This is a genomic window from Pseudomonas marincola (assembly GCF_900116605.1).
GTDB classification, from domain to species: Bacteria; Pseudomonadota; Gammaproteobacteria; order Pseudomonadales; family Pseudomonadaceae; genus Aquipseudomonas; species Aquipseudomonas marincola.
Genome location: NZ_FPBC01000002.1, coordinates 307,243 through 332,203 on the forward strand (window position 1 = coordinate 307,243; position 24,961 = coordinate 332,203).

A 24,961-nucleotide genomic window follows, 5' to 3' on the forward strand; every position below is an offset into this window, starting at 1 on the left:
TATCAAATGTCTGATGAGGCGCTGTTTGAAGGCGACGAGCAACCGCACCTGTTGCTGGTTGACGATGATCCGACCTTTACCCGCGTCATGGCCCGCGCCATGAGCCGCCGTGGTTTGCGTGTGTCGATTGCCGGGTCTGCCGAAGAAGGCCTGACCCTGGCCAGCCATGACTTGCCCGACTATGCCGTGGTCGACCTGAAGATGGACGGCGACTCCGGTCTGGTGTTGCTGCCAAAATTGCTCGAGCTGGACGCAGAGATGCGAGTGGTGATCCTGACCGGCTACTCCAGCATTGCCACTGCTGTTGAGGCGATCAAGCGCGGGGCGTGCAATTACCTGTGCAAACCTGCCGATGCCGATGACGTGTTGGCCGCGTTGTTGACCCAGCATGCCGATCTCGATTCGCTGGTGCCGGAAAATCCGATGTCGGTGGACCGTCTGCAGTGGGAGCACATTCAGCGGGTTCTCGCCGAACACGAAGGCAATATCTCAGCCACTGCGCGGGCGCTGGGTATGCACCGGCGAACCTTGCAGCGTAAATTGCAGAAGCGTCCGGTTCGTCGTTAAGCGATTAAATATTTCACCCGCAGCCAGCTATCCAGATAGTTGGCTTGCTATCATTAGCCTCATTCAGTTCGGCGCCTTCGCGTCTGTTTTTTGAGGCTTTCATGTTCGCAGTCTTTCAGCAAACCATCAGCATCACGGCGCCGGTGTTCGTCATGCTGTTCCTCGGCCTGGGTCTGCGTCGGCTGGGTTGGATTGACGCTGCGTTCATCAATACGGCCTCGGCACTGGTCTTTCGCGCGACCATGCCGGTGCTGCTGTTTCTCGGTATTGTCCAGGCCGATCTTAAAACCGCATTGCAGCCGGCTCTCATTGCCTACTTCATCGGCGCGACCATTGTAAGTTTTCTGCTTGCCTGGGCCTGGGCACACTGGCGTTGCCCGCAAGAAGACCGCGGAGTCTTTGTTCAGGGCGCGTTCCGCGGCAACAACGGTATTGTCGGCCTGGCGCTGGCCACTAGCATGTACGGCGACTACGGCCTGGCGGTGGGCAGTGTGTTGGCCGGTGTAGTGATCTTTTGCTACAACGTGCTGTCGATAATCGTGCTGGCCATCTATGCGCCAGGGGTGAAATCGGACTTCGCAGCAATCGTGCGCAGCATTGTCACCAACCCGCTGATTATCGGTGTCGCCCTGGCGATTCCGGTGGCTTACTGGCAACTGCAATTGCCGGAATGGCTGCTAACGTCGGCGGGCTATTTTGCGCACATGACCCTGCCGCTCGCCCTCATCTGCATCGGTGGCACGCTGAGCCTGGCCGCGCTGCGCAAGAGCAGCTCGATAGCGCTGAGTTCGAGTTTGATGAAGCTGGTCTGGTTGCCTTTGGTGACAACGCTGGGGGCCTGGCTGTTTGGCTTTCGCGATGCTGATCTGGCTATCCTGTTTCTCTACTTCGCAAGCCCGACCGCTGCGGCCAGTTATGTAATGGCGCGCGAAGTCGGTGCCAATCACGAGCTGGCCGCGGCGATTATAGTGATCAGCACGCTGCTGGCGGTGATCACCGTTAATCTCGGGTTATTGCTGATGCAGGCGATTGGCTGGGTTTAAACCTTGTAGTTGCTCAGGATTGCTTGCGTTCACTGACGTAGCGACTGAACGCATCGAAGTCGGTTGTGCAAAGTAGGTGGGCGATGGAGTGGATCTCTTCAGCAGGCCAATCCCACCAAGCCGACGCTTGCAGCATCTGCCGAACAGGTTCTTCAAAGCGCCAGCGGATCAGGCGAGCCGGGTTGCCGCCAACCACGGCATAGGCCGGAACGTCCTTGGTGACAACTGCGCCCGCCGCAACTACTGCACCGTCGCCGATAGTGACGCCGGATAGAATCATCACGTTTGAGCAAATCCAGCAGTCATTGCCAATGACTACATCGCCATTGCTGATGATTGAGTCCTGGATGCCTGCCAGCTCTTTTATCTGCAACGGGAACGGGTAATTACTGATCCAGTCGGCGCGGTGATGGCCACCCAGATAGATATTCACACCGCCAGCAATAGATGTGTAAGCGCCAATGCGCAAGGTTGTGCCGTTATCCCAGTCATGCACTTCAGGATTGCCATAAGTGCCATCGCCAAAGGTATATTGCGGGTAGCGCTCTTTAAGGCGTTGAGTGCCTCTGTAGAGTTTTGGCGTGTTGCGGATTCGCTTTCTGGCGCTGCGATTTAATAGTTTTTTTATGAACCTCATCTTGACCAGTCCTTGAGGTGGAATGCTAGCCCGCGGTGTAACAGAAGTATCACAAAAGGCAGAGCAGGCTATCTTAAGTCCTTCTGTTAAGGCTTGTGTTCAAAAAAATTAAATTTCAGCGAAGTGCACGGCACAAACGCGATTTCATCAGCGCCGGCAAATAAAAAAGCCGGGCATCGCCCGGCTCCTTCAATCACGGTTCAGCATTTACTGTTTCGAGTACTCGTCAATCACTTCCTGGGCTGCGCGAAACGCGTCGACTGCGGCCGGAACCCCGGCGTAGACGGCGCAATGCAGCAGCGCTTCGCGAATTTCTTCGACCGTGCAGCCATTGTTCAAGGCGCCGCGCACGTGGCCTTTCAGTTCTTGCGGGCACTTCAATGCAGTCAGTGCCGCCAGCGTGATCAGGCTACGGGTTTTGCGCGGCAAGCCTTCGCGGTTCCAAACGCCGCCCCAAGCGTGGTCGTTGACGAAGTTCTGCAGCGGCTGGCTGAACTCGGTTGCGTTGTTCAGCGCGCGGTCAACGAAGCTGTCGCCCATGACTTCGCGGCGCACTTGCTGGCCATCCAGAGGTTTATCGGTCATTTAAAGCTGCCTCTTTATTAGTTTGCCGTACGTTGTTTGTGCCAGCTGCGAGCCGCCACTACCAGCAGTGTCAGTGCCGTTAGCGGGATTACATAGCCGATCATGGCGTGGCCGAATGTTTCCACGGCAGGGCGCCCTGTGGCGAACAGCACCAGATACAGGGTGTAGGCGCCGTAGTACGCGAGGAACAGCAGGCCTTCCCAGCGGTTGATGCGGTAACCGGTGAAGAAGATCGGCAAGCAGGCAACTGCTACGGCGATCATTACCGGGAAATCGAACGCCAGTGCATTGGGGGATACCGAAATCGGGCTCGGCGAAACCAGAGCCGCCAGACCCAGCACGCTGAGCAGGTTGAACAAGTTGCTGCCGACTATGTTGCCCACGGCAATATCGCGCTCACCTTTGAAGGCCGCCAGTATTGAGGTGGCCAGCTCAGGCAGGGAGGTGCCGATAGCGATAACGGTCAGGCCGATTACCAGCTCCGACAGGCCCAGTGCACGGGCCAGCGTCACGGCGCCTTCAACGAGGAAGTGTGATCCACCCACCAGCAGGACCAGGCCCACTACAATCAGGACCAGATTGATCAGCCAGGCATAAGGCTTGGCTGGCTCGTTAAGGCCAAACTCGGCCGCGAATTCATCGTCCGGCTCGTCGAGACTGTTGCGATTGCTGCGGATCAGGAAGAAGGTATAAGCCACAATGCCGGTGAACAAGATTGCCCCGTCGATCTTGCTCAGTTCGCCATCCCATGCCAGACCAAACGTGAGCAAGCTCGCGCCGATCATCAGTGGCACGTCCATACGGATTAACTGACGCGAGACGATCAACGGTGCGATCAGTGCGGTTGCGCCGAGTACCAGCAACACGTTGGCGATGTTGCTGCCGACCACGTTACCAATCGCCAGATCGCCGCTGCCATTCATTGCCGCTTGAACGCTCACGGCTGTCTCGGGTGCGCTGGTGCCGAACGCGACAACGGTCAGACCGATAACCAGAGGCGGAATACCGAATTGCGCGGCCAGCTTGGCAGCGCCGCGAACCAAAACTTCTGCACCACCGACCAGTAAAACCAAGCCGGCAATCAGGTACACAAAGGTCATTAACGTCATATCAGCGAGCTCCGAAAAGTGCCGCTAGTGTAGTGATCCGTTTAGCCTGCGCCAGTGGGCGCAAATGCTGTTTGGTTACCAGATGTAAAGCTTGCAAGTCATTACTCCAATTGTTCAATACGCACCGTTGCAACCCCTTCGCGAAGCATATCCAACTGCTCGGCGGCGTGCTTTGAAAGGTCGATTATCCGACCTCGCGCATACGGCCCGCGATCATTGATCCGCACCACTACGCTCTTGTCATTGCGCAGATTAGTCACCCGCACGCGGCTGCCAAAGGGCAGGGTGCGATGTGCGGCCGTCAGGGCGTTTTGGTTGAACGCTTCGCCACTGGCGGTTTTCTTGCCGTGATGCCGCGCGCCGTAATAAGACGCCTTACCCTCTGCGCTGTAGCCACCGGTCAATGTATGGCTGGCGCACCCGCTGAACAGGGCGACTAGTGTCAGCAGCAATGCAAAACGCAACATGGGTTGGACTCCTGAGAACTCAATAAAACGCCGGGCATGCCCGGCGTTTTAACTGCAACGATGGCTTTATCAGCCTTCGAGCTTCTTCTTCAGCAGTTCGTTCACTTGTTGCGGGTTAGCTTTGCCTTTGGAGGCTTTCATGGCCTGGCCCACAAAGAAGCCGAACATCTTGCCGCGCTTGGCTTCTTCGGCCGCACGGTATTGCTCAACCTGCTCAGCGTTAGCGGCGAGCATCTCGTCCAGCATCGACTCGATGGCGCCACTGTCGGTGACTTGTTTGAGGCCTTTGGCTTCGATGATCTGGTCGGCCGAGCCTTCGCCGGCGGCCATGGCTTCAAAGACCATCTTGGCAATCTTGCCGGAGATGGTGTTGTCTTTGATGCGCAGAATCATCCCGCCCAGTTGCTCGGCGCTAACCGGCGACTGCTCGATCTCCAGGTTGTCTTTGTTGAGCAGGCTCGAAAGCTCGCCCATTACCCAGTTGGCTGCCAGTTTCGGGTCGGCGCAAATCTGTTGCACCGCTTGGAAGTAGTCGGCCATCTCGCGGCTGGCGGCCAGCACGCTGGCGTCATACGCCGACAAGCCGAACTGCGCCTCGAAACGCTCGCGCTTCTGCACCGGCAATTCCGGCAGGGTGGCGCGCAAAGCTTCCAGGTAGCTTGGCTCGATGACGACCGGTAACAGGTCCGGGCAAGGGAAGTAACGGTAATCGTTGGCTTCTTCCTTGCTGCGCATCGAGCGCGTCTGATCCTTGTTCGGATCATACAGGCGGGTTTCCTGAACCACTTTGCCGCCGTCTTCGATCAGCTCGATCTGGCGCTGAACTTCGTGGTTGATTGCCTTCTCGATAAAACGGAACGAGTTGACGTTCTTGATCTCGGCGCGGGTGCCAAATTCAGTCTGGCCTTTGGGGCGAACCGACACGTTGCAGTCGCAACGCAGCGAGCCTTCGGCCATGTTGCCATCGCAAATACCCAGATAACGCACCAGCGCATGGATGGCTTTGACGTAGGCAACCGCTTCCTTGGCGCTGCGAATGTCCGGCTCCGAGACGATTTCCAGCAACGGTGTGCCTGCGCGATTGAGATCGATACCGCTCATGCCCTGGAAGTCTTCGTGCAGGCTTTTGCCGGCATCTTCTTCAAGGTGCGCGCGGGTAATGCCGATGCGCTTGACGGTGCCGTCTTCAAGGGTGATATCCAGATGACCGATGCCGACGATTGGGTCGTCCATCTGGCTGGTCTGATAACCCTTTGGCAGATCCGGGTAGAAATAGTTTTTACGGGCGAAAATATTGCGCTCGGCAATGTGCGCATCAATCGCCAGGCCAAACATGCAGGCCATGCGCACGGCTTCGGCGTTGAGCACCGGCAAGGTGCCTGGCATGCCCAGATCAACCAGGCTGGCCTGGGTGTTCGGTTCGGCACCAAAGGTGGTGGCGCTGGCCGAGAATATCTTCGAGTTAGTCGCGAGCTGTGCGTGGATTTCCAGCCCGATCACGGTTTCCCATTGCATCTGAGTGATCCTTAAAATCCAGCTGGCACGCGAGTGTGCCAATCAGTGACTTGTTGATATTGATGCGCAACGTTGAGCAGGCGGCCTTCCTGGAAGTACGGTGCGAGCAGTTGCACGCCCACCGGCAGACCGTCGACAAAGCCTGCTGGCATCGACAAGCCGGGGATACCGGCAAGGTTAGCGGTGATGGTGTAGATGTCTTCGAGGTAAGCAGCAACCGGGTCGTTGTTCTTCTCGCCGAGCTTCCACGCCGGGTTTGGCGTGGTTGGGCCGAGAATTACATCAACGTCATTGAAGGCAGCGACGAAGTCGTTCTTGATCAGGCGGCGGATCTGCTGAGCCTTGATGTAGTACGCATCGTAATAACCAGCCGACAGGGCGTAGGCACCGACCATGATCCGGCGCTTAACTTCAGCACCAAAACCTTCGCCGCGTGAACGCTTGTAGAGGTCTTCAAGGTTCTGCGGATTTTCACAGCGATAGCCGAAGCGAACGCCATCAAAACGCGACAGGTTGGAAGACGCTTCAGCCGGGGCGATCACGTAATACGCAGCAATTGCGTTCTGGGTGTTTGGCAGGCTGATGTCTTTAACTGTGGCGCCAAGTGTTTTCAGTTGCTCGACGACGGCCATCACGGCATCGGCGATGCGGCTGTCGAGGCCAGCGCTGAAATACTCTTTCGGCAAGCCGACGCGCAGGCCTTTCAGCGGCTGCGTCAGGGCTGCCAGATAATCATCAAGCGGCTGGTCGACGCTGGTGGAATCTTTCGGATCGAAGCCGGCCATGGCTTGCAGCATCAATGCGCAGTCTTCGGCGGTGCGGGCCAATGGACCGCCCTGATCGAGGCTGGAGGCATACGCGATCATGCCCCAGCGCGACACGCGACCATAGGTTGGCTTGAGGCCGGTAAGGTTGGTCAGTGCCGCAGGCTGGCGGATCGAACCGCCGGTGTCTGTGCCGGTGGCTGCTGGCAGCAGGCGTGCGGCCACAGCAGCGGCAGAGCCGCCCGATGAGCCGCCGGGAACACGTTCAAGGTTCCACGGGTTCTTCACCGCGCCGAAGTGGCTCGACTCGTTGGCCGAGCCCATGGCGAATTCGTCCATGTTCAACTTGCCAAGCGTGACGGTGCCAGCCTCGGCGAGCTTTTCGACTACGGTGGCGTTATAAGGCGCCTTGAAGTTGCCGAGAATCTTCGAGCCGCAACTGGTGAGGATGTCCTGCGTGCAGAACAGGTCCTTGTGTGCAATCGGCGCGCCCAGCAACGGACTGGTGTCACCGTCGGCGCGACGCTGGTCAGCGGCCTTGGCCTGGGTCAGTGCCAGGTCTTCGGTGACTGTAATAAAGCTGTTGAGCTGCGGGTCGAGTTGCTGAATACGCGCCAGCAGGCTGCGCGTCAGTTCTTCGGCGGAAAATTGTTTAGCGGCGAGTCCGCGGGCGATCTCGGCCAGATTCATTTGATGCATGCTGGGCGTTTTCCCTTACTCGATGACTTTCGGAACGAGGTACAAGCCGTTTTCTACGGCTGGCGCAATCTTCTGATACGCTTCGCGATGATTTTCTTCGGTTACTTCGTCGGCTCGCAGGCGCTGAGTCGTTTCGAGCGGGTGAGCCAGCGGCTCAATGCCCGTGGTATCGACTGCCTGCATCTGGTCGACGAGTCCGAGGATGCTGTTGAGTGTCTCTGTAGTTTGCGGAATTTCGCTGTCATTCAAGCTTAATCGTGCAAGATGAGCGATTTTTTCCACTTCGGAGCGATCAAGCGCCATCGGGTTCTCCATGGAAAGGCGGTCGTTAAGACGGCCAGTTGAAGTGTGAACGGGTTGCCATGCATCGGAAAATGCAGGGAACGGATGCAGTGAACTGGCGGTCAAACGCCGCGATGTTGGGCTCTAGTGCCCAGAAAACAGGCAATCTAACACATTGGTGCCTTGCTCAAAATCCCTACCGTTGTTAGAGTTTGCCGCACTTTTTTACCCACGCGTTTCCTAGGGTCCCATATCCCATGTTCAAAAAACTGCGTGGCATGTTTTCCAGTGATCTTTCGATTGACCTGGGCACTGCCAATACCCTTATTTATGTGCGCGAGCGCGGTATCGTCCTGAATGAACCGTCTGTCGTCGCAATTCGTACCCACGGCAACCAGAAAAGCGTTGTCGCGGTCGGTACTGAAGCCAAACGTATGCTGGGTCGTACTCCAGGCAATATTGCGGCTATTCGCCCGATGAAAGATGGCGTTATTGCCGACTTCAGCGTTTGCGAAAAAATGCTTCAGTACTTCATCAACAAGGTTCACGAGAACAGCTTCCTGCAGCCCAGCCCGCGTGTGCTGATCTGCGTGCCGTGCAAATCCACCCAGGTGGAGCGCCGTGCCATCCGTGAGTCGGCCCTTGGTGCTGGCGCCCGCGAAGTGTTCCTGATTGAAGAGCCAATGGCGGCTGCCATCGGTGCCGGCTTGCCGGTTGAAGAAGCACGCGGTTCGATGGTTGTAGATATCGGAGGTGGTACCACTGAAATCGCTCTGATCTCGCTTAACGGCGTGGTTTACGCAGAGTCGGTTCGTGTCGGTGGTGACCGTTTCGATGAAGCCATTATCACCTATGTTCGCCGTAACTACGGCAGCCTGATTGGTGAGTCGACTGCTGAGCGTATCAAGCAGGAAATCGGCACGGCTTACGCCGGTGGCGAAGTTCGCGAAGTTGATGTGCGTGGTCGCAACCTGGCTGAAGGTGTTCCGCGTAGTTTCACACTGAACTCCAATGAAGTGCTCGAAGCGCTGCAAGAGTCGCTGGCGACTATCGTTCAGGCGGTTAAGAGCGCGCTTGAGCAGTCTCCGCCAGAGTTGGCTTCGGACATCGCCGAGCGCGGCCTGGTGCTGACCGGTGGTGGCGCGTTGCTGCGTGACCTCGACAAACTGCTGGCACAGGAAACTGGCCTGCCTGTTATCGTTGCCGAAGACCCGCTGACTTGTGTGGCCCGTGGCGGTGGTAAGGCACTGGAAATGATGGATCGTCACACCATGGACCTGCTGTCCACGGAATAAGCCATCAGTTGTCAGTCTCAAGCTGCAAGTCGGGCCCGCCCACTTGCAGCTTTTTGTTACTGGCGGATGTGTAGAGGAATTTGTTATCAAACCGCTCTTCACCAAAGGTCCTTCGCTTGGTGTGCGCCTGTTGGTGCTGGCCGTGCTTTCGGTCGCCTTGATGGTGGTCGATGCCCGCTTTGCCTTTCTGAAGCCTTTTCGCAGCCAGCTTGGGGTTATCGTCGAGCCGATCTACTGGCTGGGCAATCTGCCCGTCACGCTTTGGGAAAATACCACCCAGGAACTGAGCTCGCGCACTGAGCTTGCCGCTGAAAACGAGAAGCTCAAGACCGAGCAGTTGCTGTTGCAGCGTCGCCTGCAAAAGCTCGCTGCCCTTACCGAACAGAACGTGCGCTTGCGTGAACTGCTGAACTCGGCTGCGCTGGTGGATGACGACGTGCTGGCGACCGAGCTGATCGGTATTGACCCGAACCCGTTCACCCACCGCATTCTTATCGACAAGGGCGAGAAAGACGGCGTAGTGATTGGTCAGCCGGTTCTTGATGCGCGCGGGTTGATGGGCCAGGTGGTTGAGGTGATGCCTTATTCCGCTCGCGTGCTGTTGCTGACCGACACCAATCACAGTATTCCGGTGCAGGTGAACCGCAACGGCTTGCGCGCCATTGCCAGTGGCACCGGTAACCCGGAGCGTCTGGAACTGCGTCATGTTGCCGACACGGCCGACATCAAGGTGGGCGACTTGTTGGTAAGTTCGGGGTTGGGGCAGCGCTTTCCGTCGGGCTATCCGGTGGCGACCGTAAGTGAAGTGATTCATGACTCTGGCCAGCCGTTTGCGATTGTCCGCGCGATTCCGACTGCCAGCCTCAATCGCAGCCGATACATGCTGTTGGTGTTTACCGACACACGCACGCCTGAGCAGCGGGCAACTGAATCGGCCGAGGCCGAGGTTGCCGCCGATCAGAAGGCGCTCGAAGAAAAGGCTGAAACGGCAGCAGGCTCGAATACGCCAGCGCCGAGTCAGTCCACCGCACCTGCGCCTGCGCAAGCCCCGTCAACCACTGCCCCCGCTCCGGTGAGACCCGCTCAATGAGTGCAACCAGCCCGCGCAATGTTTGGGTTATTTGGGTATCCATGCTGTTTGCTTTGCTGCTCAGCGTCTCGCCGCTGCCAGACTTCATGGAGATGGGCCGCCCGCTGTGGCTGGCGCTGTTCATGACTTATTGGTTGCTGGCTTTGCCGCAACGGGTCGGCATGCTCACAGCCTGGTGTTTTGGCCTGCTGGCCGATGTGCTCAACGGCGCGCTGCTGGGTCAGAATGCGCTGATTCTGACGTTGGTGACTTTCCTGGTGCTGAGCCTGCATCAGCGCCTGCGCATGTTTCCGCTGTCGCAGCAGTGCATCGTTCTGCTGATGGTCTTCGGCCTCGCGCAGCTGGTTCAGTTGTGGCTCAACGCACTCACCGGCAACCGCCCGCCGACTCTGGTTTTTATCCTGCCAGCGGTGGTCAGCGCCTTGCTGTGGCCTTGGGTCTCGATGATCCTGCGCTGGTTGCAGCAGCGTTTCGGCGTTAACTAACCCTTCCATCAAGCTCGGGATATCCAAATGGCATCGTTGTATCTGGCTTCAAGTTCACCGCGCCGCAGTGAGCTTCTGCAACAGATAGGCGTGCCGTTCACGCTGTGCATCGCGCCTGTCGACGAGACGCCTTTTGCTGGCGAATTGCCCTGCGACTACGTGCAGCGTCTTGCACTCGCCAAGGCGCAAGCGGCGCTTGCCAGCTTGCCTGAGGGCGACGCGGTCGTGCTTGGCGCCGATACGGCTGTAGTCCTTGGTCAGCAAATTCTCGGCAAGCCTTTGGATCGGGATGATGCATTGGCGACGTTGCGTAGCCTGTCTGGTCGTGAGCATCAGGTATTAAGTGCTGTGGCTGTGGTCAGTGCGCAACGATCGGACGTTCGTGTTGTCAGTACTGCCGTGACATTCCGCGCGCTCAGTGACGCCGAGATCGAAGCCTACTGGGCCACGGGCGAACCCTGCGATAAAGCTGGAAGCTACGGCATTCAGGGGCTTGCAGGGGTGTTTGTAACGCAGTTGCAAGGCAGCTATTCGGCCGTTGTGGGTTTGCCGTTGTGCGAAACAGCAGAGCTACTGGCCAGTTTCGACGTAGCCTGCTGGCAGGACAGCAACCCTACACTTTGATCGCAGACTCTTCAGTGCATGGCGATGATTGAGGCTGTGTATCGCCGACAGTCGCTTTTCTGATTTGTCGCCTGCGCAGCAGATCGCTTACTCTCGTGACATTACGCTGTAAGCTCTCGTCGCCTGCCTCGCGGCATACGTTGCAAGATGCAGCTAGCACCCTCCCGGATGAGACGGACACATGAGTGAAGAAATTCTGATCAATATCACGCCAATGGAATCGCGCGTGGCGGTGGTTGAAAATGGTGTCCTGCAAGAGGTTCATGTCGAGCGTACGCAGCGCCGCGGGATCGTGGGCAATATCTACAAGGGTAAAGTCGTGCGGGTTCTGCCTGGTATGCAGGCCGCTTTTGTCGATATCGGCTTGGAGCGTGCGGCATTTATCCATGCCTCGGAAATCTCCACGCGCGAAGGCGCGGCCGTTGAGAGCATCAGTGCGCTGGTGCACGATGGGCAAAGCCTGGTGGTGCAGGTTACTAAAGACCCAATCGGCAGCAAGGGCGCACGCCTGACCACGCAGCTGTCGATTCCTTCACGTTATCTGGTGTACATGCCGCGCACTGCGCATGTCGGCATTTCGCTGAAGATCGAAGATGAAGTGGAGCGTGAGCGCCTCAAGCAAGTGGTCACCGACTGCATCGCGGCGGAAGGTATCGAAGAAGTCGGCGGATTCATTCTGCGCACGGCGGCCGAAGGTGCCGGCGCCGATGAGATTCTGATAGATATCCGTTACCTGCGCCGCCAATGGCAGCAGATTCATCAGCAGATGCAAAGCTGCCCAGCGCCCACGCTGATTTATGAAGACCTCAATCTGGCCATGCGCACGTTGCGTGATCTGGTCAGCTTGCGCACAGAAAAGCTGCGGGTCGACTCGCGCGAAACCTTCCAGAAAATCACCCAGTTCGTCGATGAACTGATGCCCGAAATTGCCGATCGCCTGGAGCATTATCCGGGTGAACGGCCGATTTTTGATCTGTACGGCGTTGAGGATGAAATCCAGCGCGCACTGGAGCGCAAAGTGCCGTTGAAGTCCGGCGGCTATCTGGTGATTGATCCAACCGAAGCGATGAGCACCATCGACGTCAACACCGGCGCGTTCGTGGGACATCGCACGCTTGAAGAAACCATTTTCAAAACTAATCTTGAAGCGGCGACAGCGATCGCGCGGCAACTGCGCCTGCGCAATCTGGGTGGCATCATCATTATCGATTTTATCGACATGGAAGACCTGGAACATCAACGTCAGGTTTTGCGCACGCTGGAGAAACAGCTGGAGCGCGACCATGCCAAAACCAACATCATCGGTATAACCGAGCTGGGTTTAGTGCAGATGACCCGCAAACGCACGCGTGAAAGCCTTGAGCAGGTGCTGTGTGAGCCATGCGAGGGTTGTCAGGGCCGCGGCAAACTCAAAACCCCGGAAACCATCTGCTACGAAATTTTCCGTGAGATTCTGCGCGAGGCGCGGGCCTACCAGGCTGAAGGTTATCGGGTGCTGGCGAATCAGCGGGTCGTCGATCGCCTGCTCGATGAAGAGTCAGGCAATGTTGCCGATCTTGAAGCATTCATCGGCCGCACCATCAAGTTTCAGGTCGAGACCATGTACTCACAGGAGCAATACGATGTGGTCTTGCTCTAGCGTGTCGCGCACGCCAAACGAGCGCCGCTAAGTGCTGGCGCTAAGTCGGGGTATCTCGGCGCTGTTGCGTTGGGGGTTGGCGCTGCTTGCCTTGCTGTTGGTGCTGGCAGCGATTTACGTGAGCGTTGGTCGCGTGCTGTCGCCGATGGTGGCCGACTACCGTGATGAAGTGGCGACCAAAGCCACTGAGCTGCTGCAAATGCCGGTGTCGATTGGCCGACTGGAAGGCGGCTGGCACGGTTTCGCCCCGGAGCTTATCGCCCATGATCTGGTGCTGGGCGAGGCGGACGATGCGCTCAAGCTGAGCCGGGTCAGCCTCATTCCTGATTTACTGCAAAGCCTGCTCAGGCGTCAGCCACGCATTGCCCATTTGGTTGTCGAGGGCTTGCGCCTGAGCGCGCAGCAAGACGCCGAAGGCAAATGGAGTGTTGCAGGCTTGCCGCAGCCCAAAGCCAGTGCGCCAGTGGACATGCAGCAGGTGCTGCAACAGCTGAAGTCGCTGGAGCAGGTCTCGTTGCTCGACAGCCAGGTGACTGTCGAGGCGAATGCGCAGTCGCCAGTCACCCTCAAAGCTATCAATCTGACCTTGCGTCGAACGCTTCAGGGCCAGCGCCTGGATATGCGCCTGCACCTGCCCAACGGCAAGCCGCTGGAGTTGCAAGTCAACGCGGATCTCAACGCGCAGGAGTGGCAAGCCTCGAGCCTCGACGCTTACTTGAAGGTGGCGCCTGGCGATTGGGCAGACTGGATTCCGCCGTCCTACATTGGCGCCTGGCATTTGCAGCAGGCGCAACTGGGCGGTGAGGCCTGGCTGAGCTGGCGCGATGGCGTCGTACAGCGGGCAGTGACGCGCATGGTCGTGGCGAATCTGCAGGTGGCCCTGGGAGAGCAGGAACCCGTCGCGCTGCAAGACATCAAGCTCAACAGTTATTTCGCTGCTAACGAGCAAGGTTTTACCCTGCGCATGGCTGACCTTGGCCTGCGCATAGGCGAGGAGCGTTGGGGCAAGGTTCAGCTCGGCATTACCCGCAAGGTTGCTGATGACACTTGGCAGCTAAGCGCCGATCAGTTCGATGTCACGCCGTTGGTGCCACTGGTGACTGCGCTAGCGCCGTTGTCCGAGAATGGACGCAAGATCATCGAGACCCTGCAACCGCATGGCAAGTTGAACAACCTGCAACTGGCTTTTAAACCGCAGGCCGAGTTGGCCCGGCGTTTGAGCTTTTCCGCCAATCTCGACAAGGTTGGGTTCTCGGCGTTTGAAGCATCGCCTTCGGTGCAGAACATCAGCGGCAGCGTCGAGGGCGATATCGGCCACGGCGTGGTGCATGTCGATGCCGAGGAGTTCTCCCTGCATCTGGCAACCCTGTTCCCCAAACCCTGGGTTTATACCAAGGTCAACGGGCAGTTTGACTGGACCTGGGACGATGCCGGCGTAACGCTGCGCAGCCCTTATCTGCAAGCGATCGGCCCGGAAGGTAAAGCCGGTGCTGATTTCATTATCCGTTTGCTGGCTGATCCAGAAGCGGAAGATTACATGGACCTGCGTGTGGGGATTCGCGAAGGCGATGCGAGCTACACCAGCAAGTACCTGCCAACCCGCGTGCCGAGTTTCAGCCCGCAACTGGGCAAATGGCTGGCTGACTCGATCAAGGGCGGCGCGGTAAGTCAGGGTTTCTTCCAGTATCAGGGTTCGATCAATCACGGCTCGCCGCCAACCGCGCACAACATCAGCCTGTTCTTCGATGTCGACGATGCCGAACTGGATTACCAAGCCGGTTGGCCGGCTCTGAGCAAGGCCAAGGCGCAGGTTCGGGTTGAAGACACTGGCGTGCGCATCGACGTTGCCAAGGGCCAGATACTCAACAGCACGGTAACCGATGCGACAGCCAATATCGCGCTGGGCGTACCCGGCGGCGATACGCATCTGTTGATCGACGGCAAGCTGGCCAGCAACGTTGGCGATGCCATGCAGATTCTTCAGGATTCGCCGTTGCCCACAGCTGAAACCTTTGCCGGCTGGAAAGGCCAAGGGACGCTCGAAGGGGCGCTGAAACTCGATTTGCCGCTGCAGGACATGAGCAAGGTTGTGGTGCAGGTGGATTTCAGCAGCAAGGATTCATCGCTGACCATCGCCTCACCAAAACTTGAGCTGAGCAAGATCAAGGGTGACTTCAATTTTGATTCCCGCAAGGGCCTCAGCGCCGAAGGTTTGAGTGCGCGGGCGCTCGGCCACACGGTGACCGGCAAGGCCATTGCCGGCACGCCAGACGGCGCTAGCAATACCCTGTTCGACCTGAAAGGCAAGGTTGCGCTGGAGACTTTAACCCAATGGCTGGCGTTCAACCAACCGATACCAGCCAACGGTGTTATTCCGTATCGGCTGAGGATCAATCTGGGCGCGCAAGACAGCTATCTGCAGGTTAATTCCGATTTGCAGGGCTTGGCCATCGACCTGCCTGAGCCGCTGGGCAAGCCTGCGGCAAGCAGCAGCGATGCCGAGTTCAAGATGAGCCTTGGTTCAGTGCCTGCGACCTACACGGTGCAATATGCCGACCGCGCCAGCCTCGCTTATACCGCAGGGGCTGAGAACTTCCTGGATGGCGGTGGCCGCCTGGTGCTTGGGGCCGGGCGGGCGCAGCCCGGTCGTAACAAGGGCCTTAATATCAGTGGGCGCATTGCCGAGTTGGATGTCGATGCGTGGCAGGCCGCGATCAAGCCGTATCAGAATGCCCCGGTGGGGGATGCCAAGCAGTTGCTCAATGAGGCGCGCCTGCGCATTGATCATTTCAAGGGCATGGGCGTCGAGGCGGATAATCTCAACCTCGATTTGAAGCGCACAGGCGCGGCCTGGTCGGTGGGGCTCGACAGCTCATTGGCCAAGGGCCAGGTTAAATTGCCCGATTCTTCCAGCACGCCAATCGTGGTCAATCTGGATTACCTCAAGCTGCCCGCACCCAAGCCTACAGCCGACGGCGCGCCTTCTCCGGATGTTCTGGGCTCGATTAACCCGGCCGATGTTCCGCCCATAGACCTCAATATCAAGCTTGTCTCGCTGGGCGAGCGTCAGCTCGGCAGTTGGTCATTCAATGCCCGGCCGCTGGCCAACGGTGTGCAATTCAGCAATCTGGCCTTGCAACTCAGCGGCGCCACCATGAGCGGCACTGTCGGCTGGCAGGGCGCGGCGGGTAGCGCCAGCAGTTGGTACAAGGGCCGTCTGGAAGGTGAGAATCTGGTTGATACGCTGGTGGCGTGGGGATTTGCACCATCGGCTACCAGCGAAAGTTATCACCTTGATGTAGACGGTCACTGGCCCGGTTCGCCGGCCGGTTTTGCGCTGGCGCGTTTCAGCGGTTCGATGGACGCCTCGCTGAAGAAAGGCCAGTTTGTCGAGGTCAAGGGCTCGGCTAATGCCTTGCGAATTTTTGGCTTGCTCAACTTCAACTCGATCGGCCGACGCCTGCGTCTGGACTTCTCTGACCTGTTTGGCAAAGGCCTCAGCTACGACCGGGTGAAGGGCTTGCTGGTCGCCACCGATGGGGTTTACGTCACCAAAGAGCCATTGGCGCTCAAGGGGCCATCGAGCAACGTCGAAGTTAACGGCACCCTCGATCTGGCGCGCGAGGTCATCGACGCGAAGTTGCTGGTGACGCTGCCGGTCAGTAACAACCTGCCGTTAGCGGTGATCATTGCCGGCTTCAACCCGGCCATCGGCGGTGCGCTGTTCGTTGCCGATAAACTGCTCGGTGACAATATCGCCCGCTTGGCGAGTGTGCAGTACGACATCAAGGGGCCGCTCAGTGACCCCGAATTCACCTTTGACAAACCGTTTGAAAAACAGAAGTAGCGGCGCAAACGGGCAACTGCCCAGCGCCTGTGCTTGTTGTTCTCAACGCTTGCAGGAGCCGGTATGACACTCGCGGTTATCCAGATGGTCAGTCTGCCTGATGTCATGGCCAACCTGCAGGCCGCGCGCCAATTGCTCGAACGCGCGGCAGAAGGCGGAGCCAGGCTTGCGGTTTTGCCTGAAAACTTTGCCGCCATGGGAAGTCGTGACCTTCCCACGCTGAGCCGTGAAGAGGCGCTGGGGACCGGGCCAATTCTGCCTTGGTTGAAAAAAGCCGCCAGTGACCTCAACCTATGGATAGTGGCTGGTACGTTGCCGTTGCCGCCAGATGGTCAGCCGGATGCCAGGCCTAATGCCTGTTCCCTGCTGATTGATGATCGCGGCGAACGTGTGGCCCGTTACGACAAACTGCATCTGTTTGATGTGGATGTTGCCGACAGCCGCGGGCGATACCGAGAGTCCGATGACTACGCCTACGGTGGCCAGGTTGTGGTGGCTGACACGCCCGTGGGTCGCCTCGGTTTGACCGTTTGCTATGACCTGCGGTTTCCTGAGTTTTATGGCGCTCTGCGTGATGCTGGCGCCGAATTGATCAGCGCGCCGTCGGCGTTTACCGCCGTGACGGGCGCTGCCCATTGGCACGTATTGATCCGCGCCCGGGCGATTGAGACCCAGTGCTACATGCTGGCCGCCGCGCAGGGTGGAACCCACGCAGGTGGCCGCGAGACGTTTGGCCATGCGGCGATTGTCAATCCCTGGGGGCGGGTTTTGGTGGAACAGGCCTCTGGCGAGGCGATGCTGCTGGCCCCGCGTGATGCGGTCGAGCAGGCCGGCATTCGCCAGCAAATGCCGGTTATCCGGCATAAACGATTTTTTGCAGCGGCCGAACCGCGGCTGCCAGGTTTGGAGTAGTTATGAGCGATATGTTGTTATCCGTGTCCGAGCATATGTTGAGTCCTGGCGGCATGAGCCTCGACCTGTTGCCGGGTGTGCTGGGCGAATTGGCCGGCCCCGGTATCGATGCGGCGGACCTGTATTTCCAGAGTCAGGTTTCTGAAACCTGGGTGCTGGAAGACGGCATCGTCAAAGAGGGCAGTTTCAATCTTGATCAGGGCGTGGGCGTGCGTGCGCAGTCCGGTGAAAAAACCGGTTTCGCCTACAGCAACGCGATTACCCCGGATGCGCTGAGCCAGGCTGCTCAGGCTGCCCGTTCGATTGCACGCGCCGGTCAGAATGGCACGGTTCAGGCTTTCAAAACCGCGCAGATTGCGCCCCTGTACGCGCCACAGAATCCGCTGGACGTGTTGGACCGTGCGCAAAAGGTCGAGCTGCTGAAAGAGATCGATCAAGCCACGCGCGCGCTGGACTCGCGTATCAAGCAAGTCACCGTCAGCCTGGCTGGCGTCTGGGACCGCATTCTGGTGGCCGCGACTGACGGCAGCCTGGCGGCGGATATTCGTCCGCTGGTGCGTTTCAACGTCAGCGTTATCGTCGAGCACAACGGCCGTCGCGAGCGCGGCGGGCATGGCGGCGGCGGGCGCACTGACTATCGCTATTTCCTTGAACGCGAAGCCAATAATGAAACCCGGGCAATGGGTTACGCCCGCGAGGCGTTGCGTCAGGCCTTGGTCAATCTTGAAGCCATTGCCGCGCCGGCTGGCAGTATGCCGGTGGTAATGGGCGCCGGTTGGTCTGGTGTGCTGCTGCACGAAGCGGTGGGTCATGGTCTGGAAGGTGACTTCAATCGTAAGGGCAGTTCGGCCTACAGCGGGCGGATTGGTGAGAAAGTGGCGTCGAGCCTGTGCACTATCGTCGACGACGGAACGCTGGCTGAGCGCCGCGGCTCGTTGAGTGTCGACGACGAAGGCACGCCGACCCAGTGCACCACATTGATCGAGAATGGCATTCTCAAGGGCTACATGCAGGACAAGCTCAATGCGCGGCTGATGGGCGTTGGCGCAACCGGTAACGGCCGCCGTGAATCCTATGCGCACCTGCCAATGCCGCGTATGACCAATACCTACATGTTGGCGGGCGAGAGCGATCCTGAGGAGATCATCCGTTCGGTGAAGAAAGGCATCTACTGCGCCAACCTCGGCGGCGGTCAGGTGGACATCACCAGCGGCAAGTTCGTGTTCTCGACCAGCGAAGCCTATTTGATCGAAGACGGCAAGATTACTGCGCCGGTCAAAGGCGCAACTCTGATTGGCAACGGCCCAGAGGCGATGAGCCGGGTGTCGATGGTGGGTAACGATTTGGCGCTGGACAGTGGCGTCGGCACTTGCGGTAAAGACGGCCAGTCGGTGCCGGTTGGCGTGGGTCAGCCGACCTTGAAGATTGATGCGATTACCGTCGGCGGAACCGGTGCGTAACAGGAATAAGGGCTTGGGTGGAGTCTGACTCCACCCTGACGATGGCTTAACGCAAACCGCGTTGAGTTTCGTCCAGCTCGCGGATGTATTTAAAGATTTTGCGTGAAGCGGCTGGTGCTTTGTTCTGCGCCAGTTCGTGCTGGGCCTGACGGATCAGGTTGCGCAGGTGTTGGCGGTCGGTCTCGGGGTATTCGATTACGAATTTCTCGAGAATGGCGTCATCGCCGGCAATTAACCGGTCGCGCCAGCGTTCAAGGCCGTGAAAACGCTCGTTGTATTGGCGGGTAGAGGCGTCCAGTTGGTCGAGGAGGGTAAGAATCGCCTCAATGTCCTGGTCACGCATTAACCGGCCAATGAATTGGACGTGGCGTTTTTTGGCCGAGTTGGCCGTGTGCTTGGGTGCCTCTTCGAGGGCTTTGCGCAGGGCATCGGTCAGCGGTAGCTTGTTCAGCAGGTCCGGCTTTAGGGTGGTCAGGCGTTGTCCAAGATCTTGCAGAGCATGCAGCTCGCGTTTGACTTGGGTTTTGCTCTTCTCATCGGAGAAGTCATCAAGGTATTCAGACATGGGGACAATCCAGTGGATAACGTCGTCATGATAGCAGCAAGTTTCTGACTGCAAACGTCCGGCCATAGGCTGATGACGTATGAAGTTGATAAATCAGGAGTGGTTATGAGTGCAGTAGAAGTGGTCGGCCCACAAGGTTTGCCCGCATTGCAGGCGCAAGTGGAGCAAATTCTCGCCGAAGCCAAGAAGCAGGGCGCCAGTGCCTGCGAGGTTGCCGTGTCGGTCGAACAGGGCCTCTCGACCAGTGTGCGTCAGCGTGAAGTAGAAACGGTTGAATTCAACCGTGACCAGGGATTTGGGATCACCCTGTACGTGGGTCAGCGTAAAGGTTCTGCGAGCACTTCGGCGAGTGGCGACGCGGCCATTCGCGAAACTGTGGCGGCGGCGTTGGCGATTGCCAAGCATGCCTCCGAAGACGAGTGTTCCGGTTTGGCAGATGCCGGCCTGATGGCGCGTGAGCTGCCGGATCTGGATCTTTATCACGCCTGGTCAATTAGCCCGGAGCAGGCCATTGAGCAAGCACTGCAGTGCGAGGCCGCGGCCTTTGATACCGATGCGCGGATCAAGAATGCCGACGGCACCTCGCTGAGTACGCACCAAGGCTGCCGGATTTATGGCAACAGCCATGGCTTTATCGGTGGTTACGCCAGTACGCGTCATAGCCTCAGTTGCGTGATGATTGCCGAGCAGGACGGCCAGATGCAGCGCGACTATTGGTACGACGTTAATCGTCAGGGCGAGATGTTGGCGAGTGCTGAAAGCATTGGCCGTCGCGCCGCTTTGCGTGCCGTCAGCCGCTTGGGCGCGCGTCCGGTGCCTACTTGCGAAGTGCCGGTGCTGTTTTCGGCTGAGCTGGCGACTGGCTTGTTCGGTAGTTTCCTCGGCGCCATTTCGGGCGGCAGCATCTACCGCAAGTCTTCGTTCCTTGAGGGCACTATCGGCGAGCAGTTGTTTCCGCAATGGCTGAATATTGATGAGCGCCCGCATATTCCGCGTGCAATGGGCAGCGCAGCCTTTGATGGTGACGGCCTTGCAACTTACGCCAAGTCATTCGTCGAGAGCGGTGAGCTGTTGAGCTATGTGCTGGGCACCTACTCAGGCCGTAAGCTGGGAATGCCAAGTACTGCCAACGCCGGCGGCGTGCATAATCTGTTCGTCAGCCATGGCGATGAAGACCAGCAGGCGCTGATCAAGCGCATGGGGCGCGGGCTGTTGGTAACTGAACTGATGGGCCACGGCCTGAACATGGTAACCGGCGATTACTCGCGCGGCGCTGGCGGTTACTGGGTCGAAAACGGCGAGATCCAGTTCCCGGTGCAGGAAGTGACCATTGCCGGCAACATGCGTGACATGTTCAAGCAAATCGTCGCGGTGGGTAATGATCTGGAACTGCGCAGCAATATTCGCACGGGTTCAGTGCTGATTGAGCGCATGACCGTCGCCGGCTCTTAAGTCGCCGTAGCGTCATTTGCCAAAACCAGCACCCAATAAAAAAGCAGACGTTTAGAGCGTCTGCTTTTTTTGTGCGCGAAAGGGGGCTATTCGCCTTCGTCGAAGAAGTTATTGATCAACTCGATCAGCGCTTCTAGCGCCTCTTGCTCCTGTTCGCCTTCGGTGTGCAGGTGTACGGGCGTGCCTTTACCGGCGGCCAGCATCATTACCGCCATGATGCTTTTACCATCGACCAGGCTTTCTGGGCTGCGGCCAACACGAACTGTGCACGGGAAACGGCCGGCCACGCCGACAAACTTGGCGGCGGCGCGGGCATGCAGGCCCAGCTTGTTGATAATGATGATTTCGCAAGCAGGCATCGCGCCTTATCCTTAGCTGAGGTCGCGGTGGCGAACCTGAACATTCTTCAGTTGAGTTTTAAGCGCTTCACTCAGGCGCTGGGCCAGGTACACGGAGCGATGTCGCCCGCCAGTGCAGCCAATGGCGACGGTCACGTAGGCGCGGTTGCTGGCAGCGATACGCGGCAGCCATTTCTGCAGATAACCGGCGATGTCCTGATACATCTCTTCCACTTCGGGTTCTGCGCTCAGGTAATCATTGATTGGCTGATCCAGGCCGCTGTAATCACGCAGCTCGGGTTTCCAGTACGGGTTCGGCAGGCAACGCACGTCGAACACCAGATCGGCATCAACCGGCAGGCCACGTTTGAATCCGAAAGACTCAACCAGATAAGCAGTGCCCGGCGCCGGTTGCTTGAGCAGGCGCAGGGTTAGCGTGTCACGCAGTTGGTAGAGATTGAGATGAGTGGTGTCGATGCGCAGGTCAGCAAGGTCGATAATCGGTTCGAGCAACTTGCTTTCATCGCCGATAGCCTCCGACAGCGAGCGATGCTCGGAGGTCAGCGGGTGACGTCTGCGTGTTTCCGAGAAGCGCTTGAGCAGGGTGTCTTGCGCGGCATCAAGGTAGACGATATCGCAGCGGATGTTGCGGTCACGAACCTGACGCAGCAGCTCGGGGAAGCGCTTGAGCTGGCTGGGCATGTTGCGCGCATCAATCGACACCGCCACAAAAGGTTGCAGCTGCTCGGGATGCAACAGGGCCCGTTCCGCCAACTCGGGTAACAAGTCGGCAGGCAGGTTGTCGATGCAGTAGTAACCGTTGTCTTCGAGGACATCAAGGGCCGTACTTTTGCCCGAGCCCGAACGACCGCTGACGATGATTAAGCGCATAGGGCGTTTTCCTACTGGCCGCTTTGTACGTCCACTACAACGTCATAGAGGGCCTGATTGCTGTCAGCATGGCGCAGGCGTTCACGGACTTCGTTGCGGTCTAGCATGCTGGCAATCTGGCGCAGCAACTCAAGATGCTCGTCAGTTGCCGCTTCCGGAACCAGCAATACAAACAGCAGGTCGACGGGAGCGCCGTCAATAGCGTCGAAGTCGACTGCTGAGTCAAGTCTGAGTACCGCACTCACCGGCGCACTACAGCCAGGCAGACGACAATGCGGGATCGCAATGCCATTACCAAAACCGGTGGAGCCGAGTTTTTCGCGGGCAATCAGGCTTTCAAAAATGTCTTGGCCGTCAAGGTCGCTCAAGTCACGAGCGACCAGATTGGCGATTTGTTCAAGAACACGTTTTTTACTGCCGCCCGGCACGTTCACAAGGGAACGGCCGGGGGTCAGGATGTCTTCAAGTCGGATCATAGGAGGTGAGCGATGTCAGCGGGCCATAGCGCCTTGCTGACGGTCGAGCTGCTTTTCCTTGTGCTTGATAAGTTGTCGGTCAAGTTTGTCTGTTAGTAAATCGATTGCTGCGTACATGTCATCGTGTTCAGCGTTGGCAACGACTTCGCCGCCCGCTATGTGCAAGGTCGCTTCAATTTTCTGCTTGAGCTTCTCGACCTCCATGATGACTTGTACATTGGTGATCTTATCGAAGTGGCGTTCTAATCGACTGAGTTTCTCCTCGATATAGTCACGCAGGGCGTCGGTCACATCCAGCTGGTGTCCACTGATGTTGACTTGCATACCGCTTTCTCCTTGTTGCCGTGTAGTAGTGACAGGCAATTTGCCTGCCGCCGGAACACTGAAGCTTGCTCACTTACCCTGTAGCGGTTCTGCGGTGCTGTGTAACGCTGTTTGACGCGGGTTGTGTTGCCTCAAACATGTCGGACCTGCATATCACCCAGAGTAAGCAGATTGTCTGCCGGGTCGCTTCGGCTTCTGCCGTGCGCTTTGCTCAGCCCTGATATCAGTATGGCTGTTTTGCAGGAAAGCACAGGGTTTGCTTTGGCGACTCCCTCACATTAATCGTTTGCGCTCGCTGGACGGTGCTATGCCGAGTGACTCACGGTATTTGGCAACGGTGCGGCGAGCGACTTGAATACCTTGTGCCTCCAGTAAACCAGCGATCTTGCTGTCGCTCAATGGCTTTTTTGCATTTTCCGCAGCAACCAGTTTTTTAATGATTGCGCGAATCGCTGTCGACGAGCATTCACCGCCTTCAGAGGTGCTTACGTGGCTTGAGAAGAAATATTTCAACTCGTAAATGCCGCGTGGTGTGTGCATGAATTTTTGCGTGGTGACGCGTGAAATCGTCGACTCGTGCATACCGACAGCCTCGGCAATATCGTGCAGAACCAGCGGTTTCATGGCCTCGTCACCATAGTCGAGGAAGCCGCGCTGGTGCTCGACAATCTGCGTGGCAACCTTCATCAGGGTTTCGTTGCGGCTCTGCAAGCTCTTGATGAACCAGCGCGCTTCCTGCAACTGATTACGCATGAAGGTGTTATCGGCGCTTGAGTCTGCGCGGCGCACGAAACCTGCGTACTGCGGGTTGACCCGCAAGCGCGGCATGGCTTCCTGATTGAGTTCTACCAGCCAGCGGTCATTGTGTTTGCGCACAATGACGTCGGGCACCACATACTCCGGCTCGCCAGACTCGATCTGCGAGCCGGGGCGCGGGTTGAGGCTCTGGATCAGCTCAATGACCTGACGCAGTTCGTCTTCCTTGAGCTTCATGCGGCGCATCAGTTGGCTGTAGTCGCGGCTGCCCAGCAGGTCGAGGTAATCATTTGCCAGACGCTGGGCTTCAGCCAGCCAAGGTGTTTTCGCGGGCAATTGGCGCAGCTGCAGCAACAGGCACTCGCTGAGGGTGCGTGCGGCAATGCCAGCGGGCTCGAACTGCTGGATGCGGTGCAGAACTGCTTCGACTTCATCAAGCTCGATGTCGAGTTCCGGGTCGAATGCGCTGACCACTTCATCGAGGGTTTCTTCGAGATAACCCTGCTGATTGATGCAGTCGATCAGGGTCGCCGCGATAAGCCGGTCTTTGTCCGACATTGGCGACAGGTTGAGTTGCCACAACAAATGGCTTTGCAGGCTTTCGCCTGTCGAGGTGCGCGTGGTGAAGTCCCACTCGTCATCGTCGTTGCTGGGCAGGCTGCTGGCGCTTGTCTGATAAACGTCTTCCCAGGCGGTATCTACCGGCAGCTCATTGGGAATGCGCTCATTCCACTCGCCATCTTCCAGGTTGTCTACGGTTTGCGACGGTTCCTGATAGGTCGGTTCCTGGAAATTGGCCTCTTCCTGATTCGGTGAGGCAGCCGTTTCCGCTCCGTCAGCCATAGGGTCGGAATTATCGAAGTCGTCGCCATCTTCTTGGCGCTCGAGCATCGGATTGGACTCCAACGCCTCCTGAATCTCTTGTTGCAGATCCAGGGTTGAGAGTTGAAGTAGGCGGATGGCTTGTTGCAGCTGAGGCGTCATCGTCAGCTGCTGGCCCATCTTCAGGACTAGCGATGGTTTCATTGCAGACCTTATTAACCGGCGTCTATGCGCAATCCACTACAGGGCATTTGAGCCACAAGGAGGCAGAGTATATGCCTTTCCCCGTGGCCTTTGCCTAGCACTGCTTTTGAGTT

The 24,961-nt window shown here is 58.0% G+C and carries 24 protein-coding genes; 11 read left to right on the forward strand and 13 right to left on the reverse strand.

Annotation, left to right across the window (positions count from 1 at the left end; all coding sequences use genetic code 11):
• Positions 1–6: 6 nt before the first annotated feature.
• The gene (locus BM395_RS05825) at positions 7–567 is read left to right on the forward strand and encodes a response regulator transcription factor (RefSeq protein WP_069898041.1); all 561 of its coding nucleotides are present in this window, start codon (positions 7–9) and stop codon (positions 565–567) included.
• A 101-nt stretch (positions 568–668) separates the two neighbouring features.
• Positions 669–1,610 carry an AEC family transporter gene (locus tag BM395_RS05830; protein WP_090509684.1) on the forward strand — a complete coding sequence of 314 codons (942 nt, stop codon included), beginning with the start codon at positions 669–671 and terminating at the stop codon, positions 1,608–1,610.
• 13 nt (positions 1,611–1,623) lie between these two features.
• Here BM395_RS05830 and BM395_RS05835 read toward each other — a convergent pair whose 3' ends face one another.
• The 7 genes from BM395_RS05835 to gatC all read right to left on the reverse strand — a co-directional run bounded on the left by BM395_RS05835 (position 1,624) and on the right by gatC (position 7,689).
• Positions 1,624–2,247 carry a CatB-related O-acetyltransferase gene (locus tag BM395_RS05835; protein WP_090509689.1) on the reverse strand — a complete coding sequence of 208 codons (624 nt, stop codon included), beginning with the start codon at positions 2,245–2,247 and terminating at the stop codon, positions 1,624–1,626.
• 207 nt (positions 2,248–2,454) lie between these two features.
• Entirely contained in the window at positions 2,455–2,832 is a 378-nt protein-coding gene (locus tag BM395_RS05840; RefSeq protein WP_090509691.1) for a carboxymuconolactone decarboxylase family protein, read from the reverse strand.
• A 17-nt stretch (positions 2,833–2,849) separates the two neighbouring features.
• Positions 2,850–3,941: a calcium/sodium antiporter gene (locus tag BM395_RS05845; RefSeq protein ID WP_090509693.1), complete on the reverse strand. Its 1,092-nt coding sequence runs from the start codon at positions 3,939–3,941 to the stop codon at positions 2,850–2,852.
• Positions 3,942–4,042: 101 nt separating this feature from the next.
• Positions 4,043–4,408 carry a septal ring lytic transglycosylase RlpA family protein gene (locus BM395_RS05850; RefSeq protein ID WP_090509696.1) on the reverse strand — a complete coding sequence of 122 codons (366 nt, stop codon included), beginning with the start codon at positions 4,406–4,408 and terminating at the stop codon, positions 4,043–4,045.
• Between the two features lie 69 nt (positions 4,409–4,477).
• Positions 4,478–5,923, reverse strand: coding sequence for an Asp-tRNA(Asn)/Glu-tRNA(Gln) amidotransferase subunit GatB (gene gatB / locus BM395_RS05855; protein WP_090509699.1), 1,446 nt, complete (start codon positions 5,921–5,923; stop codon positions 4,478–4,480).
• 11 nt (positions 5,924–5,934) lie between these two features.
• Positions 5,935–7,386, reverse strand: a complete 1,452-nt coding sequence (gene gatA, locus BM395_RS05860) for an Asp-tRNA(Asn)/Glu-tRNA(Gln) amidotransferase subunit GatA (protein WP_090509701.1) — start codon at positions 7,384–7,386, stop codon at positions 5,935–5,937.
• Between the two features lie 15 nt (positions 7,387–7,401).
• Entirely contained in the window at positions 7,402–7,689 is a 288-nt protein-coding gene (gene gatC / locus BM395_RS05865) for an Asp-tRNA(Asn)/Glu-tRNA(Gln) amidotransferase subunit GatC (protein WP_069898033.1), read from the reverse strand.
• A 236-nt stretch (positions 7,690–7,925) separates the two neighbouring features.
• Between gatC and mreB the strand changes: the two genes are divergently transcribed.
• The 8 genes from mreB (at position 7,926) to tldD (ending at position 19,020) form a co-directional block, all read left to right on the forward strand.
• Complete coding sequence (mreB, locus tag BM395_RS05870; RefSeq protein ID WP_069898032.1) at positions 7,926–8,963, forward strand: rod shape-determining protein MreB; 1,038 nt, start codon at positions 7,926–7,928, stop codon at positions 8,961–8,963.
• 121 nt (positions 8,964–9,084) lie between these two features.
• A complete protein-coding gene (gene mreC, locus BM395_RS05875) occupies positions 9,085–10,053 on the forward strand; it encodes a rod shape-determining protein MreC (RefSeq protein WP_244528941.1) in 969 nt (322 codons plus the stop codon).
• Positions 10,050–10,538: a rod shape-determining protein MreD gene (mreD, locus tag BM395_RS05880; protein WP_069898030.1), complete on the forward strand. Its 489-nt coding sequence runs from the start codon at positions 10,050–10,052 to the stop codon at positions 10,536–10,538. Before mreC ends, mreD begins: the two co-directional genes overlap by 4 nt.
• A 27-nt stretch (positions 10,539–10,565) precedes the next feature.
• Complete coding sequence (locus BM395_RS05885; RefSeq protein WP_090509704.1) at positions 10,566–11,162, forward strand: Maf family protein; 597 nt, start codon at positions 10,566–10,568, stop codon at positions 11,160–11,162.
• 181 nt (positions 11,163–11,343) lie between these two features.
• Complete coding sequence (gene rng, locus BM395_RS05890) at positions 11,344–12,801, forward strand: ribonuclease G (RefSeq protein ID WP_069898028.1); 1,458 nt, start codon at positions 11,344–11,346, stop codon at positions 12,799–12,801.
• A gap of 31 nt (positions 12,802–12,832) precedes the next feature.
• On the forward strand, positions 12,833–16,648 hold the full coding sequence (locus BM395_RS05895) for a YhdP family protein (RefSeq protein ID WP_244528933.1): 3,816 nt from the start codon (positions 12,833–12,835) through the stop codon (positions 16,646–16,648).
• 63 nt (positions 16,649–16,711) lie between these two features.
• A complete protein-coding gene (locus BM395_RS05900; protein WP_090509706.1) occupies positions 16,712–17,560 on the forward strand; it encodes a carbon-nitrogen hydrolase family protein in 849 nt (282 codons plus the stop codon).
• A 2-nt stretch (positions 17,561–17,562) separates the two neighbouring features.
• Complete coding sequence (gene tldD, locus BM395_RS05905) at positions 17,563–19,020, forward strand: metalloprotease TldD (RefSeq protein WP_090509709.1); 1,458 nt, start codon at positions 17,563–17,565, stop codon at positions 19,018–19,020.
• 46 nt (positions 19,021–19,066) lie between these two features.
• Here tldD and yjgA read toward each other — a convergent pair whose 3' ends face one another.
• The gene (gene yjgA / locus BM395_RS05910; RefSeq protein ID WP_069898024.1) at positions 19,067–19,585 is read right to left on the reverse strand and encodes a ribosome biogenesis factor YjgA; all 519 of its coding nucleotides are present in this window, start codon (positions 19,583–19,585) and stop codon (positions 19,067–19,069) included.
• 105 nt (positions 19,586–19,690) lie between these two features.
• Here yjgA and pmbA point away from each other — a divergent pair, with 105 nt between their 5' ends.
• Positions 19,691–21,037, forward strand: a complete 1,347-nt coding sequence (pmbA, locus tag BM395_RS05915) for a metalloprotease PmbA (protein ID WP_090509711.1) — start codon at positions 19,691–19,693, stop codon at positions 21,035–21,037.
• 86 nt (positions 21,038–21,123) lie between these two features.
• Here pmbA and BM395_RS05920 read toward each other — a convergent pair whose 3' ends face one another.
• The 5 genes from BM395_RS05920 to BM395_RS05940 form a co-directional block, all read right to left on the reverse strand.
• On the reverse strand, positions 21,124–21,396 hold the full coding sequence (locus tag BM395_RS05920) for an HPr family phosphocarrier protein (RefSeq protein WP_090509714.1): 273 nt from the start codon (positions 21,394–21,396) through the stop codon (positions 21,124–21,126).
• A 12-nt stretch (positions 21,397–21,408) separates the two neighbouring features.
• On the reverse strand, positions 21,409–22,266 hold the full coding sequence (rapZ, locus tag BM395_RS05925; protein WP_069898022.1) for an RNase adapter RapZ: 858 nt from the start codon (positions 22,264–22,266) through the stop codon (positions 21,409–21,411).
• A gap of 11 nt (positions 22,267–22,277) precedes the next feature.
• Positions 22,278–22,742: a PTS IIA-like nitrogen regulatory protein PtsN gene (ptsN, locus tag BM395_RS05930; protein WP_090509716.1), complete on the reverse strand. Its 465-nt coding sequence runs from the start codon at positions 22,740–22,742 to the stop codon at positions 22,278–22,280.
• Positions 22,743–22,757: 15 nt separating this feature from the next.
• On the reverse strand, positions 22,758–23,066 hold the full coding sequence (hpf, locus tag BM395_RS05935) for a ribosome hibernation-promoting factor, HPF/YfiA family (protein WP_069898020.1): 309 nt from the start codon (positions 23,064–23,066) through the stop codon (positions 22,758–22,760).
• 273 nt (positions 23,067–23,339) lie between these two features.
• The gene (locus BM395_RS05940; protein WP_069898019.1) at positions 23,340–24,848 is read right to left on the reverse strand and encodes an RNA polymerase factor sigma-54; all 1,509 of its coding nucleotides are present in this window, start codon (positions 24,846–24,848) and stop codon (positions 23,340–23,342) included.
• Positions 24,849–24,961 lie beyond the last annotated feature (113 nt).

Bases quoted from the DNA above. Each gene is read 5' to 3' on its own strand.
- pmbA (WP_090509711.1), top strand. From the start codon at position 19,691: ATGAGTGCAGTAGAAGTGGTCGGCCCACAAGGTTTGCCCGCATTGCAG.
- hpf (WP_069898020.1), bottom strand. From the start codon at position 23,066: ATGCAAGTCAACATCAGTGGACACCAGCTGGATGTGACCGACGCCCTG.
- BM395_RS05835 (WP_090509689.1), bottom strand. From the start codon at position 2,247: ATGAGGTTCATAAAAAAACTATTAAATCGCAGCGCCAGAAAGCGAATC.
- BM395_RS05850 (WP_090509696.1), bottom strand. From the start codon at position 4,408: ATGTTGCGTTTTGCATTGCTGCTGACACTAGTCGCCCTGTTCAGCGGG.
- rng (WP_069898028.1), top strand. From the start codon at position 11,344: ATGAGTGAAGAAATTCTGATCAATATCACGCCAATGGAATCGCGCGTG.
- mreD (WP_069898030.1), top strand. From the start codon at position 10,050: ATGAGTGCAACCAGCCCGCGCAATGTTTGGGTTATTTGGGTATCCATG.
- ptsN (WP_090509716.1), bottom strand. From the start codon at position 22,742: ATGATCCGACTTGAAGACATCCTGACCCCCGGCCGTTCCCTTGTGAAC.
- BM395_RS05840 (WP_090509691.1), bottom strand. From the start codon at position 2,832: ATGACCGATAAACCTCTGGATGGCCAGCAAGTGCGCCGCGAAGTCATG.
- mreB (WP_069898032.1), top strand. From the start codon at position 7,926: ATGTTCAAAAAACTGCGTGGCATGTTTTCCAGTGATCTTTCGATTGAC.
- BM395_RS05830 (WP_090509684.1), top strand. From the start codon at position 669: ATGTTCGCAGTCTTTCAGCAAACCATCAGCATCACGGCGCCGGTGTTC.
- BM395_RS05920 (WP_090509714.1), bottom strand. From the start codon at position 21,396: ATGCCTGCTTGCGAAATCATCATTATCAACAAGCTGGGCCTGCATGCC.
- yjgA (WP_069898024.1), bottom strand. From the start codon at position 19,585: ATGTCTGAATACCTTGATGACTTCTCCGATGAGAAGAGCAAAACCCAA.
- BM395_RS05885 (WP_090509704.1), top strand. From the start codon at position 10,566: ATGGCATCGTTGTATCTGGCTTCAAGTTCACCGCGCCGCAGTGAGCTT.
- BM395_RS05825 (WP_069898041.1), top strand. From the start codon at position 7: ATGTCTGATGAGGCGCTGTTTGAAGGCGACGAGCAACCGCACCTGTTG.
- BM395_RS05845 (WP_090509693.1), bottom strand. From the start codon at position 3,941: ATGACGTTAATGACCTTTGTGTACCTGATTGCCGGCTTGGTTTTACTG.
- BM395_RS05900 (WP_090509706.1), top strand. From the start codon at position 16,712: ATGACACTCGCGGTTATCCAGATGGTCAGTCTGCCTGATGTCATGGCC.
- BM395_RS05940 (WP_069898019.1), bottom strand. From the start codon at position 24,848: ATGAAACCATCGCTAGTCCTGAAGATGGGCCAGCAGCTGACGATGACG.
- gatB (WP_090509699.1), bottom strand. From the start codon at position 5,923: ATGCAATGGGAAACCGTGATCGGGCTGGAAATCCACGCACAGCTCGCG.
- gatC (WP_069898033.1), bottom strand. From the start codon at position 7,689: ATGGCGCTTGATCGCTCCGAAGTGGAAAAAATCGCTCATCTTGCACGA.
- tldD (WP_090509709.1), top strand. From the start codon at position 17,563: ATGAGCGATATGTTGTTATCCGTGTCCGAGCATATGTTGAGTCCTGGC.
- gatA (WP_090509701.1), bottom strand. From the start codon at position 7,386: ATGCATCAAATGAATCTGGCCGAGATCGCCCGCGGACTCGCCGCTAAA.
- rapZ (WP_069898022.1), bottom strand. From the start codon at position 22,266: ATGCGCTTAATCATCGTCAGCGGTCGTTCGGGCTCGGGCAAAAGTACG.